At 52.8% G+C, this 13,060-nt stretch carries 12 protein-coding genes; 7 read left to right on the top strand and 5 right to left on the bottom strand.

Annotated features, from left to right (window positions below):
• Window positions 1-55 precede the first annotated feature (55 nt).
• The 4 genes from DFP86_RS02035 to DFP86_RS02020 all read left to right on the top strand — a co-directional run bounded on the left by DFP86_RS02035 (window position 56) and on the right by DFP86_RS02020 (window position 2,723).
• Window positions 56-1,033: an amidohydrolase family protein gene (locus DFP86_RS02035; RefSeq protein WP_133678346.1), complete on the top strand. Its 978-nt coding sequence runs from the start codon at window positions 56-58 to the stop codon at window positions 1,031-1,033.
• A 180-nt stretch (window positions 1,034-1,213) separates the two neighbouring features.
• Window positions 1,214-1,471: a hypothetical protein gene (locus tag DFP86_RS02030; RefSeq protein WP_133678345.1), complete on the top strand. Its 258-nt coding sequence runs from the start codon at window positions 1,214-1,216 to the stop codon at window positions 1,469-1,471.
• 68 nt (window positions 1,472-1,539) lie between these two features.
• Entirely contained in the window at window positions 1,540-1,770 is a 231-nt protein-coding gene (vapB, locus tag DFP86_RS02025) for a type II toxin-antitoxin system VapB family antitoxin (RefSeq protein ID WP_133678344.1), read from the top strand.
• Between the two features lie 221 nt (window positions 1,771-1,991).
• Window positions 1,992-2,723 (top strand): helix-turn-helix transcriptional regulator, encoded by a 732-nt coding sequence (locus tag DFP86_RS02020; RefSeq protein ID WP_166642118.1) that lies wholly within the window; start codon window positions 1,992-1,994, stop codon window positions 2,721-2,723.
• 210 nt (window positions 2,724-2,933) lie between these two features.
• Here DFP86_RS02020 and DFP86_RS02015 read toward each other — a convergent pair whose 3' ends face one another.
• From DFP86_RS02015 to DFP86_RS02000, 4 genes are all read right to left on the bottom strand, one after another.
• Window positions 2,934-3,347: a hypothetical protein gene (locus DFP86_RS02015; RefSeq protein ID WP_133678342.1), complete on the bottom strand. Its 414-nt coding sequence runs from the start codon at window positions 3,345-3,347 to the stop codon at window positions 2,934-2,936.
• A gap of 326 nt (window positions 3,348-3,673) precedes the next feature.
• Window positions 3,674-4,216, bottom strand: coding sequence for a hypothetical protein (locus tag DFP86_RS02010; protein ID WP_133678341.1), 543 nt, complete (start codon window positions 4,214-4,216; stop codon window positions 3,674-3,676).
• A 3-nt stretch (window positions 4,217-4,219) separates the two neighbouring features.
• Window positions 4,220-4,915, bottom strand: coding sequence for a lysozyme (locus DFP86_RS02005; protein WP_166642117.1), 696 nt, complete (start codon window positions 4,913-4,915; stop codon window positions 4,220-4,222).
• Window positions 4,916-4,926: 11 nt separating this feature from the next.
• A complete protein-coding gene (locus DFP86_RS02000) occupies window positions 4,927-5,457 on the bottom strand; it encodes a PAAR domain-containing protein (protein ID WP_133678710.1) in 531 nt (176 codons plus the stop codon).
• Window positions 5,458-5,836: 379 nt separating this feature from the next.
• Here DFP86_RS02000 and DFP86_RS01995 point away from each other — a divergent pair, with 379 nt between their 5' ends.
• The 3 genes from DFP86_RS01995 to DFP86_RS01985 all read left to right on the top strand — a co-directional run bounded on the left by DFP86_RS01995 (window position 5,837) and on the right by DFP86_RS01985 (window position 10,201).
• A complete protein-coding gene (locus tag DFP86_RS01995) occupies window positions 5,837-6,331 on the top strand; it encodes a DUF805 domain-containing protein (protein ID WP_133678339.1) in 495 nt (164 codons plus the stop codon).
• Between the two features lie 312 nt (window positions 6,332-6,643).
• Entirely contained in the window at window positions 6,644-7,180 is a 537-nt protein-coding gene (locus tag DFP86_RS01990; RefSeq protein ID WP_133678338.1) for a hypothetical protein, read from the top strand.
• Window positions 7,181-7,243: 63 nt separating this feature from the next.
• Window positions 7,244-10,201, top strand: a complete 2,958-nt coding sequence (locus DFP86_RS01985; protein WP_133678337.1) for a CHAT domain-containing protein — start codon at window positions 7,244-7,246, stop codon at window positions 10,199-10,201.
• Between the two features lie 380 nt (window positions 10,202-10,581).
• Here DFP86_RS01985 and DFP86_RS01980 read toward each other — a convergent pair whose 3' ends face one another.
• Window positions 10,582-12,636, bottom strand: a complete 2,055-nt coding sequence (locus tag DFP86_RS01980; protein ID WP_133678336.1) for a hypothetical protein — start codon at window positions 12,634-12,636, stop codon at window positions 10,582-10,584.
• Window positions 12,637-13,060: the final 424 nt, after the last annotated feature.

The raw sequence follows: 13,060 nt of genomic DNA, 5'->3' as shown, positions 1-13,060 counted from the left end.
CCAAGCCCAGCGCCCAGAATCGAAACCTATCCAGTCTCTAGAAAGGATTGCGGTGATGAAGCTGATTGGCGTTGAAGAACATTTTTTGACGGTCGAGGTTCGCCAGGCATGGCGCGATGCCGGCTTGGCGGCGACCGATCCGATTGTCGCGTTCCATTCCGGGGTGATCGAGGCGCGTCTGCTTGACCTCGCGGAAGCCCGGCTTGCGCTGATGGATGAGACCGGGTTGGACGTTCAGGTACTGTCTCTGACCACCCCGGCACTGCACGATCTCGGGCGGGAGAGTGTCGATTTGGCACGGCGAACCAATGACGCCTTGGCGGCGGCGGTGGCCCGTCATCCCACGCGCTTCCAAGCGATGGCCACGCTGCCGATGGCCGTGCCGGAGGAAGCGGCCCGCGAATTGGAACGCTGCGTCCACACGTTGGGTTTCAAGGGTGCGCTGTTGTGCGGGAAAGCGGGCGAGCGCCAGCTCGACGACCCGGCTTTTTTCCCTGTCTTTCAAACCGCGGAGGCATTGGGCGTGCCGATGTTTCTTCACCCCCGAACGCCCGATCTCGCGGTGAGGCAAGCCTACTACTCGGGGTTCTCGCCCGAAGTTGACGCGGCCTTCGCCACCTATGGGCTCGGCTGGCACTACGATGCGGGCATTCAGTTCCTACGCCTGGTGCTGGCCGGCACGTTCGACCGCCTGCCGAACCTGCAGGTGATTCTCGGCCATTGGGGGGAATTGGTGCTGTTCTATGTGGAGCGTCTCGCCGCATTGGACCGCGTGTCCGGACTGGCACATCCGATTGCCACCTACATGCGCCGGAATCTCTATGTCACGGCAAGCGGCATGTTCCATCCGCACTTGCTGGCACGCGCCGCTGACATCGTCGGCCCCGACCGGCTGCTGTTTTCAACCGATTTTCCCTACCAGTACCGTCCCGGCCATGACGCGCGGAAGTTCTTGAATCACTGCGGTCTCGCCGAGCAGGACAAAGCCGGCTTCGCGCACGGCAATTGGCAGCGCTTGATCGGCGCTGAATGATGCCAGGCCTGATGCGGGGCAATAATTTTCAGCATTTTCTGACGGCTGCGCTTGGTTGTCTGTTTGCGTCTTGCTGGGTAAGGTAAGCGGTGCGGCATTCGCCGCGTAAAGAGGCGCGGGCCCGGGGTGGTAGGACACCGCCGAGCCCGCTAACCAAACCAACTCACGTCAGGAGTCAGAATGGCTACTCAAGATGGTAATTCAGCTCAAGTCTTTTTTCCAAACCAGGATTTCCGCCAGCAGCAGTTACTTTCCCTGATTTCCGTGTTGTGCTTGCCACGCGGCAGTCGTCCAAATTCCGACGAGTGCCGTTTGGTGGTCGATAGCCGCTTGCCATGGGCGTTCGAGTCGATCGATGGCAGCACTTCCTGGATGTATCTGCCCAAGGCCGCGCGCGTGCGCGAGGTGGCTGGTTGCCTGGTGCTAACGGCTGACTAAGGCCTTCAACCGGAGGCGGGGAGCGGCGCTCCCCGATCCTGTGGGCTAAGTTAGAGCCCACCTTCCTTATGCGTGCTGCTTCCATTTTCAAAAACGGCAAAAATCAGGCGATACGCCTGCCTAAAGACATGGAGTTTGAAGGCGTGACCGAGTTGGAAATCATCAAAAATGGCGATGCCTTCACGTTGCGGCCGCCGCGTCCGAGCTGGGCATCCTTTGCCGATCTGCCAAAGGCGGATGATGACTTCCTGGCTGAACGCTCGCCCGTTGTTAGTGACGAAGGCAGGGTTACGCTGTGATGACGTATATGCCGGCGCATCGATGTCGCCAGTGCTCACGATCGGTACGCAACGGGGGCTGTTCTCAATACGGCTGACGTGCCGATTCTTCCTACGCATGTTTCGGTCGTGCCATGCAGTCCCTCGCCGTTCGACCGACAAACTCCAAGCGGCTTTCTCCATCGAAGCTGGATGCGCATGCCCCAGGGGCACCCATCACATTCCCGCCAAGGAGACTGCAAATGGCTTTGCTCATCACCTCTCGACTGAAACAGCACATTGACAGCCTGCCCGGGTATTTGGTCTGCAAGGACGAGCAGTCCACCTACCTTTACAGCAACCAACGAAATGCGGCGCTGATTGGATTTCGATATCAAGAAGAGGCTGTTGGCATGACTGACCTGGACATGCCTTGCGGCGCAGTGGAAAGCGCTCATTTGTTCCGCGCGCAAGACCGCGAGGTCATCCGCACGGGGCAGCCATTACATACCTTGGATATCCACTGCTATGCCGACAACAAGTGGCGCACCATCTTCGGCTGCAAAGAGCCGTTGCGCGACGAGGAGAACAACATTGTCGGCACCATTGCCCATGGTCAGGAGGTAAATACCGGCTGGCTGTTGAAGCTCGGGATGCTGCTGGGCAAAATTGCCAATTGCTCCAAGGGGGAACTTGATGTGCTTGCCTCTCGCACTAGCTATATCATCGGCAGCCCGGGGCATGGTCCCAAACTCAGCCAACGGCAAGAAGAGATCTTGTTTCTACTGCTGCGAGGGAAATCCGCCAGGCTGATCGGCAAGGCGCTCGGCATCGCCACCCGCACCGTCGAGTGGCATGTGTGTACGCTCAAGGAGAAATTCGCCGTCTTGAGCAAATGCGAGCTGATCGACAAGGCCAGTGAGCAGGGCTATCTGCACAACTTGCCGCCCGGCTTGTGCAAACGCGAACTGTCACTCGTTCTGCGCGAGGAGTGATGGGTGCCAAATGGATAAAGAACCCCCGCTCAAGGCAGGCTCGTTGATAACTCAGTAGGGCTAACTAGCCGTTATTGCTGCCGATTCGACCATAACCACCATCAAAGCGGTAAATGTAATGGGGCCAGGTCTTTCTTGTTGCACTTAAAAACACAATGCCTGAGAGAAATTGCATCAAAAAAGACCTAGCCTCTCTAGTGTTAAATTGGGTCAGTTGTTGCTCAATAACGGAAAGAAGTACCCATAGTTAGCTTGCAGCTTGCCACTTGCATCGAACACATAAGTGACTATTTCTTGCGGGAAGTCATACGAGTAAACGATGCGCCCATCTTTCATAGTGTTGTTTCCCGCAGGTTCACCCAGCGCCTGTTTCACCTCTTCGGGTGTGGATTTTCCTGTAGTGAAGGCGGGAAGCTGTTTCTGGTTGGCAAACGCCTCTGCGGACATCCGGTACACACCCCCAGGCACGAGACCTTTAATACCGGTCGGGCTCAGGCTGTCGACACGAACAAGATGATGGGTCAGGTCATGGAGCTTTTGGATAACCTCAGGGGGAACATCTGCATGTGCAGATACGCCAAATATTAGAGCAAAAGTTATCAAGAGTGATTTTAATGTTTTCATACAATGCTTTCCTGGAGCGATAGGCTGTTTATGTTAAATGAGCCGGATTCGACGCATATTCATATCAGTTGATAATTATTTGGTGCAAGGAAGTCCGACCATCGCCATGACATTGACTGGCACGATGACTGCAGGGCTTTCTCATAAGCCGAAGTCCAGTATCTTAAGCATTTGGTATGTTGAAGTATACAAAAACATATATTTTCTGCTGATCAACAACATCTTCCCCCTGCCGCGTGAAAGCTCGTTACAAAACAAATAAAGAACCCGCTCAAGGCGGGTTCGTTGGTAACGCTGTAGGGCTGACTAGCCGTTATTGCTACCTGTCATTTGCTGCCGATTCGACCATAACCACCATCAAAGCGGTAAATGTAGGGGTACTTGAATACCAGGACGTGCTTCTTATCCTTGGTCAGGTAGAAAGTAGTGTTGCCGATACTCTTGCACGGTTCTTTGCCGGAATCGCCGGGGCCAATCCCCCAGGTGAGATTAAAGCGAGAGAACGACACGCCCAGGTCTTTCTTTAGGACTTTATCGACCTTTTCAATGCCCCCCGCTTGCTTGGCAAACTGAACCATATATTCGTCTTTGGATGGTGTGGAATCCCCGCCGCCAAGAAATTCAGGATGGCAATACGGCACCGTATCAACGTCTGCTGTTTGATCTAATCCTTTCCTTACCCATATGGTTGCTTGAGAACTAATCATCTCTAGTGCCAACTTATCCGACACTTCCATGATGGGCGGAATATTAGTATTCGCAACGGGAACTACTTTCTTTAAATGCCAGGCCCCGGCGTACCCTTGTAGCGCCCAGGCGTATGCTCCCCAGAAAAGGCAAGACACTAGCAATGCGATTTTTTTAAACATGATTCAGTGCGTCGAGTTGTAAATGTTGTTAACAAAAACGTGATAGTCCGTTTTTCTTCTTTTATGCAGTCCGTCCAAATAAATCCCGGCTGACTTGTCTATATCTAGCATTTGTTCTGGCGCATCCGCATAGTTGCCTTGATTAAGAAGCCTTAGCAGCTTTGGCGCAATAACACTTAGCCGACCAACATTAAATGCCAGGTCACACAGGGCATCAAACTCATGCTGATAAAGTGGAACCTTCACATCTTTCTTGATGAGATTTTCGGCTTTGTGTAGTACATCTTGCAGGAAAATTTCGTGCGCCTGTTCAGCCGTAATCCATTGATAGCGGTACTCATCACCAGCTTGATAATTGTGTCCCTGTGGAAATCCCTTAATTCCCTGTGCCGCACAGCTCGTCTTCCCGGCAACCAAATGCCCCCAACCAACCGTACAAAACTTGGAGTCGTCGTCATAGTAGAACAGCTTTTGACCATCCGGTGTCGACTTCTTGTCTTCCCAGCCCTTGATGAACGCTGCACCTTGCTCGGATAGCTTTAATGACGTGATAGCCAATCGATCCGTGACTATTTTCTTAACGGAACCCGGTGTCGTGTTGGTTGTGCCGCCTCCAATTGGCTTAGAGGGCGTTGGTTGTTTGATAGGGCCGTGGGCGGGGTTCCCCGTGCCATCACCGTATTGAGTCTGAGTATCCAACTTATCCTCCGTTATTGTTCAATGTGGCCGAGGTGAATCTCGACATGTCGAGCATCGTCCGTGCGGATGCGGGGCGTTCTGCCTTCGCTATCGGTGACGCCATGGACGATTTCACCTGTTGGCAGCTTGGCCGTGAAATGGGTGTCGGCATGCGGGTTGCCGTGCTCATCGACAAGATGGAACTGTTCATCGTGTGGCTGCTCAGGCGGTTCCTGGCGGGCTTGGTATTGCCGCACCAACGCTGCTGCTGCCGCTTGTGCCTCGGCGCCGCCGCCTTCATGGTCATGGGTTACTTCGCCGCATGTAGAAAGAAGCACAGCGCCACAACTGGTTTTGTGGCCATCTAGCGCAGCAGGTCTGCCGTAAATCTTCCAGAACTCACTACCTTCGGCAATCATGCAGTTCTCGTGTCCGGGCTTCGGACACATGACGCGGTCGCCCATGCAAGCGATTTGCTTGCCGTAAGCTATGGTGCCGGAAGCGCTCACGACGTAGCCGCCGTGGGACGTGGGGTCGCCTAAGCGAATGACGGGTTTTGACATCATTGAAGTAAAAGTGCCTGCTCTTGCATTGTGGATATTTAGAACGACCTAACCTCTGTGTCAGGCATGTTTTAAGCAGCGCGTCTGACTGTGGGTTAGGTCGTTTAATCGCTCAGAGTTTCATCGACGTGGCAAGACTTAGCTTATGGACAGAAAACGCCAAGCCCGTTCGATCTTGTGGTTGCGTGTCAGTTCCACGATTTCTAATTCGCCGAGATAGCTCAAAAGGGGGACATCGATTGCCCAGGTTGTCTTTTGTCCTGGGCATGGAGCGGGGCGGGCAATTCACCTATGATGACGCTGCTCAACAGCGAGAATAATCTGATTCCTTGAATTCGTGTTTTTGTTCTATCTACTAGGCTAGGCAACAAGCAGGCAAATGAAACGACACTTTGGGCGTTTACTTCTATTGAATGGCACGTATCTGCCTACTCGCATCGGTGCGGGCACCTATACCTTGACCATGTCTCTTGCCATGATCGCCTGGTCGCTAGCGGCCAGGTATGTGAGCGAGGCGCTCGTTGCAGCTCATGCGTTGGGTCTGTCTGGCCTGCACTTCTGGGTTGGTGTATTCGGCGCTGCAGTGGGTGTTTTGTTCTGGCCGTTTTCTGCGAGCCGGATGCGGGATCTTAACTTTCCCGGGTGGGCTGTGAAGGTTTTGGCTTTCCCTTTGCTGGGCGTCATCCTTCTTCCACTGTTGTGCTTTTTATCGGGGCCGCGTTGGGCAAATGACTATGGCGACCCGCCAGACCGCTCCAGCTTCATTAAGGTACTCTGTGCGTGCGCGCTTTTTGCCTGTGCGGTGCTGCTTTCGTTCTCAGCATTAATTGCATACCAGCGTGCAAATTACCTGCTGTCCATTGGGGTGTATTAACTGAGAAAAGTTGCAACAAGAAAGAGCCGCCCCTCATGACTTGCGTTCGGAGATTTGTTTGACTGCCTTGATCTTGAATTCTTCGAGGTCACGTTTGGTGCTCATGACGCCTCCTTGAGGCCTCAGTTCAAGGCAAGGAGGCATCTACTGTACTCGGGGCGCTTCACCTGTTGTAAACTCAAGAGAGCATTGCGGATGTGTTGTGTTCAATACGGAACCAAGGCCTCTGTCGTCTAGAAAAATAAACCGTCCAGTTTAGGGGGCCGTTCGCCGCAACGCTTTTTATTTACCCGCTCCCCTATTTGATACCCCATGACATCTATTACCCCAGAATTGTATTGCATTGCCTCAGGATGCATGACTCGACCCGAATGGATCCAGAGCATTGGCTATGGTATTGCTGCTCTAGTCGCCATTTTTACAATCTTCAGCTATTTCTACACGCAAAAGAAGCAACACAGCTTAGATGTTGTGAAGTTTTCTCTTGATCAGCACAGGCGCCTCTTTGACGACGAAGTGCTCTTCGAGATATTGAACCTAATCGATGCCCCGGAAGACGAGCAGCGTAATCTGGACGAGCCGTCTATGGGTAACAAAAAGCGAAAGCTGATCACCTTCTTCGAAGAGATGGTACTCCTCGTGCGGGAGGGCTATATGTCGGAAGACTTCGCTGTTTACATGTTCGGGTACTATGCTCTACAGGCGCGAGATAACAAGTACTTTATGAGCGGTATCAGCACTGATTATGCTGACTTTGGGATTTTCTTCGACTTCGCCGACCGATATGCCCAACGGAAGGGCCTCATAGATGTGAAGAAGATTTGCATCACTTCCAAGCACAAGCATTAAGATTATTGGCGCAATTCTTCTGCCCGACCATACCATTTCTGAGCCAAGACGATCAGTCACTATATGTCACGTTTAATCCAACTCCTTCGTAAACTGCGTCGCTGCCTTTCCCTGCGTTTGCTCGAAGCCCCAGAGTGTCAGCAGGAACCTGCGGCAGCGCTGGAGGCGGTATATTCCGCATATTGTTCCGGTGGGATGAGAACAGATTCCGAGGTGGCTCTCTTTCTCAAATCATGGATGGGGGACAAGGACGATCCGATACAAGCAGCAAAATTTATGGTCGATGTGCTTATGAGCGGCGTGACGGCAGATCCTTCCGATCATACATATCGGCAGCGATGCCGGTTCTGCGCCCGGATGGTCGCGGCAATCCCTAGCGATGTCCAATCAGTGTACGAACATCCTGCATGCGTTGCTGCCATCTATTCACTCCACTGCTCACACACCTACCTGTTCAAGGCAATACTGTACCGATTACTGTTAGGTCCCTATGGCCGTGAGGTAACGAGCAAGGCCGATCTTTTTACGCAACTCGCAGTGGGATTCGACCTTCTGAATCACCCTAAACGCGCTGAAGTTCTGTTGCGGCATGTTCAGGCAATGGCTCGTGTCGGCGCAGTCCAGCCCAGCACAGCCGATTTCGCACTACGCTTGCTGGCTGCAATGCATGCCCTGCAAGCTAAAATCGTGACAGTTCTTCTCCTGAATGCCGAGGCCGAACCGTATGCCAAGGCAGTTTATGGTTTGTCGCCACTGCAAGTCGATATTGCCTGGACATTGGCCGTATGCGGAACGGCGATGACCGCTTTTACCTCGCCCCCACCCCTAATAGCAATTTCTGTGGCAGCCTTTAAGCACATCGCGAAACGACGTCCGGCGTCCGAAGACCTTGTAGACATTGATATGTTGATGCACGGACTTGATCGGGGCAGATATCCCTACCTTTCTGCTTTGTCGAGCATGATGGTGCTTCGCATCATGCGTGAAGCGCCGCCTAAAGACCTTGACGACGAATCATTGGCAATGACCTTCGTGAATGCAGGCAATGCCATGCTGATGAATGCAAAATTGATCTCAGAGTGGAATCTGATGGCACGTCATTGTTTCGAAGAATTGATCAAGCAAGTCGACGGCGGTGAAATCCTCATGAGCCTAGAGATCCAGTATCAAGTAGCCCAGGCCTATGCTGGCATCGGTTATTCGTTCTCGAACCTTGCCAGGGAGGCTACGTCAGACGATCGGGTGGATCTGTATTCGAAAGCCAAGGAGCATCTCGATCATGCTATTGGGTTGCTCCAGCAGCTTCGGCGAGATGCATGGATTGAAGCGAGTGTCTGGTCTGCGGCTGGGCACGTTGAAGCTGCTTGCGGCCGTATTCACGACATGCACCGACGCTTTGCCGCTGCACTGCTGTCAGGCGCAACATATTACCAACTCAATGTCGAAGACCTTGTCCATTTCTTCAATCCAGATGAATATACGCGGCTAAAGTACAGTGAAGCCTTAGCGGACACGGGGCATACCCATACTGCCATTCTGCTAGCAAAGGCAGCGGTCAGTTCAATCCACCATCATGCGGCCCCAACGGAGGAGGTTGCGGAACTTGCTCCCGCATATATTGGCACACGAACCTTGGCACACAGAACCTTGATTAACGAACTCAGCGAAGTCGGGAGGTATAACGAGGGTGAACTGGCGTATGACCTATTAAAGGAAAACGAGTACAACGAATTCACCCAACGTTCCCGATCCGAGGCGGGCGTTGCCCAGCATGTCGCGCTAACACCCTTCGAGCTAGAAGCAATCCGACAATCGGGACTTGGCGCGGCCACTTGCGAAGTAAAGTGCCTGGACCAGAGAGACGCCACGGTCAATCGACTCGCCGAAGTATTTGCTGGGTTGAATGAAACTATCCAGGAGCGGATCAACAGTCGGTGCATTACCGAGGCCCTAGCGTCTGCACGGGGCGAGATCGACCCGGCGACGAACCTCGGAGAAACTGATGCAGTTCTGCGTTTCATTTCCTCTGGATCCTCACTCTCAATCTCCTTATCGACCTATCACGAAAAGAAGCAACTCGTGGTGCCCGTCGATGAGCGTGCCCTAGGATCGCTGATCTTCAAATTCAGGCAACAATGCCGCTTGTCGTCATCGGATCTTCCATCCGTGCATGCACTTGGGCAGCAGTTACACCAGATCCTATTCGGTCCCATAGAAGACGCCATCGGCAATGAGATCACTCACCTGTACATCGAGGCCGACCGGCTCCTTGCCAGTATCCCGTTCGCCGCTATCCATGACGGGTACAGATATTTGATTCAACGCTTCTCGTTCGCCTACTTGAATAGGGTCGCACTTAATGTGAATGCGGATGTGACTGTGCGCAACACTGAGCATGCCGCTATTTTCGCTTGCACCAACATACCTCGCGAGGAGCTACCCGGGGCCGCACAGGAGGCGAAAATCATCTTCAGACAGCTTGGTATGCGATCAGATCTGGAGCTAGACTGTTATATCGATCAGGAGTGCACCGCTGAGAACTTTCTGCGTGAGATCATTAGGCCGCGTGGAGGACACGGCCTCGTACATTTGGCAACGCATGCCAGCTTCAATCCTTCTAGCGATGCATCCTCCAGTCTCGCCTTTTTGGGTGGGGAGTTGAGTATCCGTACGCTCAGGGAAAAGCTGGAAAAATCGAGTTGTGATACTGGCTTGTTCGTTCTCTCTGCTTGTGGCACTGCCCGCCAAGATATTGATGTCGAGGGCTTTAGCTCTGTTCTACTCCGATCAGGAGTAGGCATCGTCCTTTCTACTCTCTGGGAGACGTTCGACGATTCTGCTCCAGAGTTCTTTCGCTACTTTTACGCCAACATCGAGGACTTGTCTTCTGCCTCCGTCGCGGCCTCGGCAGCAAGAGTGGCGCAGTTAGCACTACTGACACCCAGCTGTGATAGCGGATCAGCATTCGCCCATCCTGCTCACTGGGCTCCCTATATAGTTGCTACTGCACGGGTTTCTTAGCGGCGTGGCACTGTTGGTTTCGCGGACATTTTCTAGAGACTTAATGTCCGACTCTAGTCGATTGCATGGGTAGCTTGGGGCGGCGAGGTTGTCTTGCTTGAAAACCTTCTCTTCTTGTTTGATGCGGGCAGTTGTGCAGTGGCTGGCCAATCAGAAAATCATGGGAGATTCTGCAGCTTTTGGAACTACAGCTCCCCACGCTAAAGCTTTCAAGTCAACCCCTCGGCCTTAGCTGCCGTTAGATGAGAGAGTTGCTGACGGGAGCGCGTAGGCACTTAGCTGTTGCCAGTCCGATCGCCATTGCTACCAGACTTAAATCATACGGCCAGCACGCAAATCGGATGATTCCCCATCTCGGCACTGCACTAGCCAGACTCCAACTATTCGAGGCCAAGCGGAACATGTTTGGGGTGAAGTCGTGCCAACCCGATCCTATCGCTTGATGTTTGGTCACGCCAAAGCTCCAACAAACGTTGCGCGAATGCCGTCCTTGCTACTGCAATGTGTGCTTCAATGACAGCTCTATCATCTGGGGCGATCCGCCTACCGACTGCGCGGGCAAAGTCCCAAAAAAACTGAGTATCGACATCTGGCCAAATCGGGATGCTGGCAACAACTTTCACAACCATCTCGCAGACACTTTTGCACCAACAAGCTTCGATTGCCTGCTTAACAAAAGACATGACCGCTGGATGGCCGTAACCTTGGCTAAGCTCAAGCGCTAACAATTGAATACGGATTTGGGTTGCACCCCGAGCGCACACTGCCACAAGGCCTGAGCGTCTTGTTTGAGAGTCTTTTAACTGGCTAAGTACTTCGTCGATGGCGGCATCACTTAGATCGGAGAGCGCGTCACGCAAGTGCTCTGCAACGCCGTCATAATTGTCGGTATCAAAGTAAAGGAGCGAAAGCAGAACTTCTTCTGAGAGGAATGCCCGGGCCTGTGAAGCGGCTTGAATGAGCTGGGCAGCACATGTATTCAGACGACTCTTCGCATACTTAGGGCTTGTCGAATTCAGTACCTCAGCGTCATCAGAAGATAGTGACGTAATGTCATTATTTTCTGTTGCTCGTCGAATCCTTGTAAGACGTTGAATCATTGCCGATAGTTGGCCTGCGGTTTTCACGGAAAATCCTAGTTCACCGACCAATGTGAGTGCCCGCCATGCATGCCATTCGTACCATTTTTTCTCGTTGCGGAGCCCTCTTTCGCATAAATCAAGTAACTGCCATCGTGCAGTATCACGCAATTCAGACTGTTCTATGAAGTAGTTACAAGCGTACCCAAGATCGCTTCCCCACTCCTCAATGCACGATACTGCGTAGCCTGCGATTGACGATATCTTGCAGCCAGTTGCAATCTGCCACAGCCTAATCCTCCTATCGCCGCTGCTGCATGGCAACTCACGTTCGACGACAGCGACCAAGTCGGATGGTAGTTCATGTTTTATAACGACATCGGAAACAAGTCGGCTCAAAATGACAGCCGCGTCATCTTTCATTTCATCGGCAGATGGCTCCGAGGTGGCACACTCAAATGCCATGCGCAAATCAATATTAATACCAATGAGTGCGGCAGTTCGAATTAGGTGGGATTTGTCGACTGGCGTCATGGCTTCTAACAAAGCTTCGTCCAGGAGCTCTTTGGCACGTACTGATGACGTTGCATGCATGGCAAAGAGTCCAGACTGCCATGCGGTCCAGTCCCGCGCAGCTCGGAAATGCTTTTCTATTATCTCTGTGTCATTGGGAGCCCGCTCATAGGCAAGAAGAAAAAGAGACTCTCTTACGGGCTCCCCAAGGGTACACTCTGACAAGCGTTGTCGCGCAAGATCCAATCGTAATGACAATGGAGCAGTTTCCCAGATTCTAATTTCACCACCTGAAATCTTAACTGGGGCAGACTTCATGCGATCTACCTCCGGAAGTAGCTGTCGCAAGAAATCCAAGTCACCAGCTGCAGCGAGAGCTCGTTGTGCGATGTGCTGCTCCTCCGCGCGTGTATCTACGGAGAATTTCCGTAGCGTAGCAATTGCACTGGGGGTTCCCAACGCAGCCAAGGCGAATAAGCCTCTAACACGTACGGCCTCGGGAGAGGTTGCTGCAATGGATTGCTCAAGGAATCGTTCCGCATGCTTGTGGAACTCGCTTGGCAGCTCACGTGCAGCTCTAGCGCCCAACATAAGATCTGTGTTGAACATCGCCTCAAGATAGTCTGCCACCTGCTCATGCGGAGTCATTCGCGCAGCGAATATCCAGGCATCATCAGCGACATGGTTTGTCATGCTTTTGGCATGTTTCTGCCATGTGCGTGACAGCTCGGAAGCGGCGAGAGCTCCTGCAAGCAATTGGTGTCCAAAGTTCAAATGGCCGCTTGTAGATATGTAGACCAGCTCATGACGGGCCAGAAGTTCAACCACCTCTGCTTCTTTCAAGTCAGAGATGCCTAGTGCATCCGAACAGAGCTCCTTCGCTTTTCGAACGCATGCCCCTGCGTCAGTTGCTGGACACTCAAGACGCTGGTCTACGACAAGGCATTGAAATGCAAGCACACCGGCTAGTTGCAGGATAATTTCCGTGCTTGGACTGTGCTCCGCTGACTCGGCGTTTCGTGCGCACCGAGCATAGAGTAGTGCCTCTAGCATCTCACCAAGAGTCGTGGGTAGGGCTGTGCTTTTTCTCCAAAGCTGCAAAGCAACTCGAACTGCGAAAGGCGTCCAGAGAAGCGGGGAATGCGCCCCGTCAGCAAGTGATCTGTAGGTCGTGTCAACGACAGTCGAAATCTGACCCACTTTACCGGTAAATCGACAGTTCAAATCTGACCCACCCGGGGCTCATTGAGCAGCCTGTTTCCGCACT

The sequence above is a fragment of the Paludibacterium purpuratum genome, from assembly GCF_004363805.1.
Taxonomy (GTDB): Bacteria; Pseudomonadota; Gammaproteobacteria; order Burkholderiales; family Chromobacteriaceae; genus Paludibacterium; species Paludibacterium purpuratum.
This window is presented reverse-complemented; position numbering and strand designations above follow the sequence as displayed.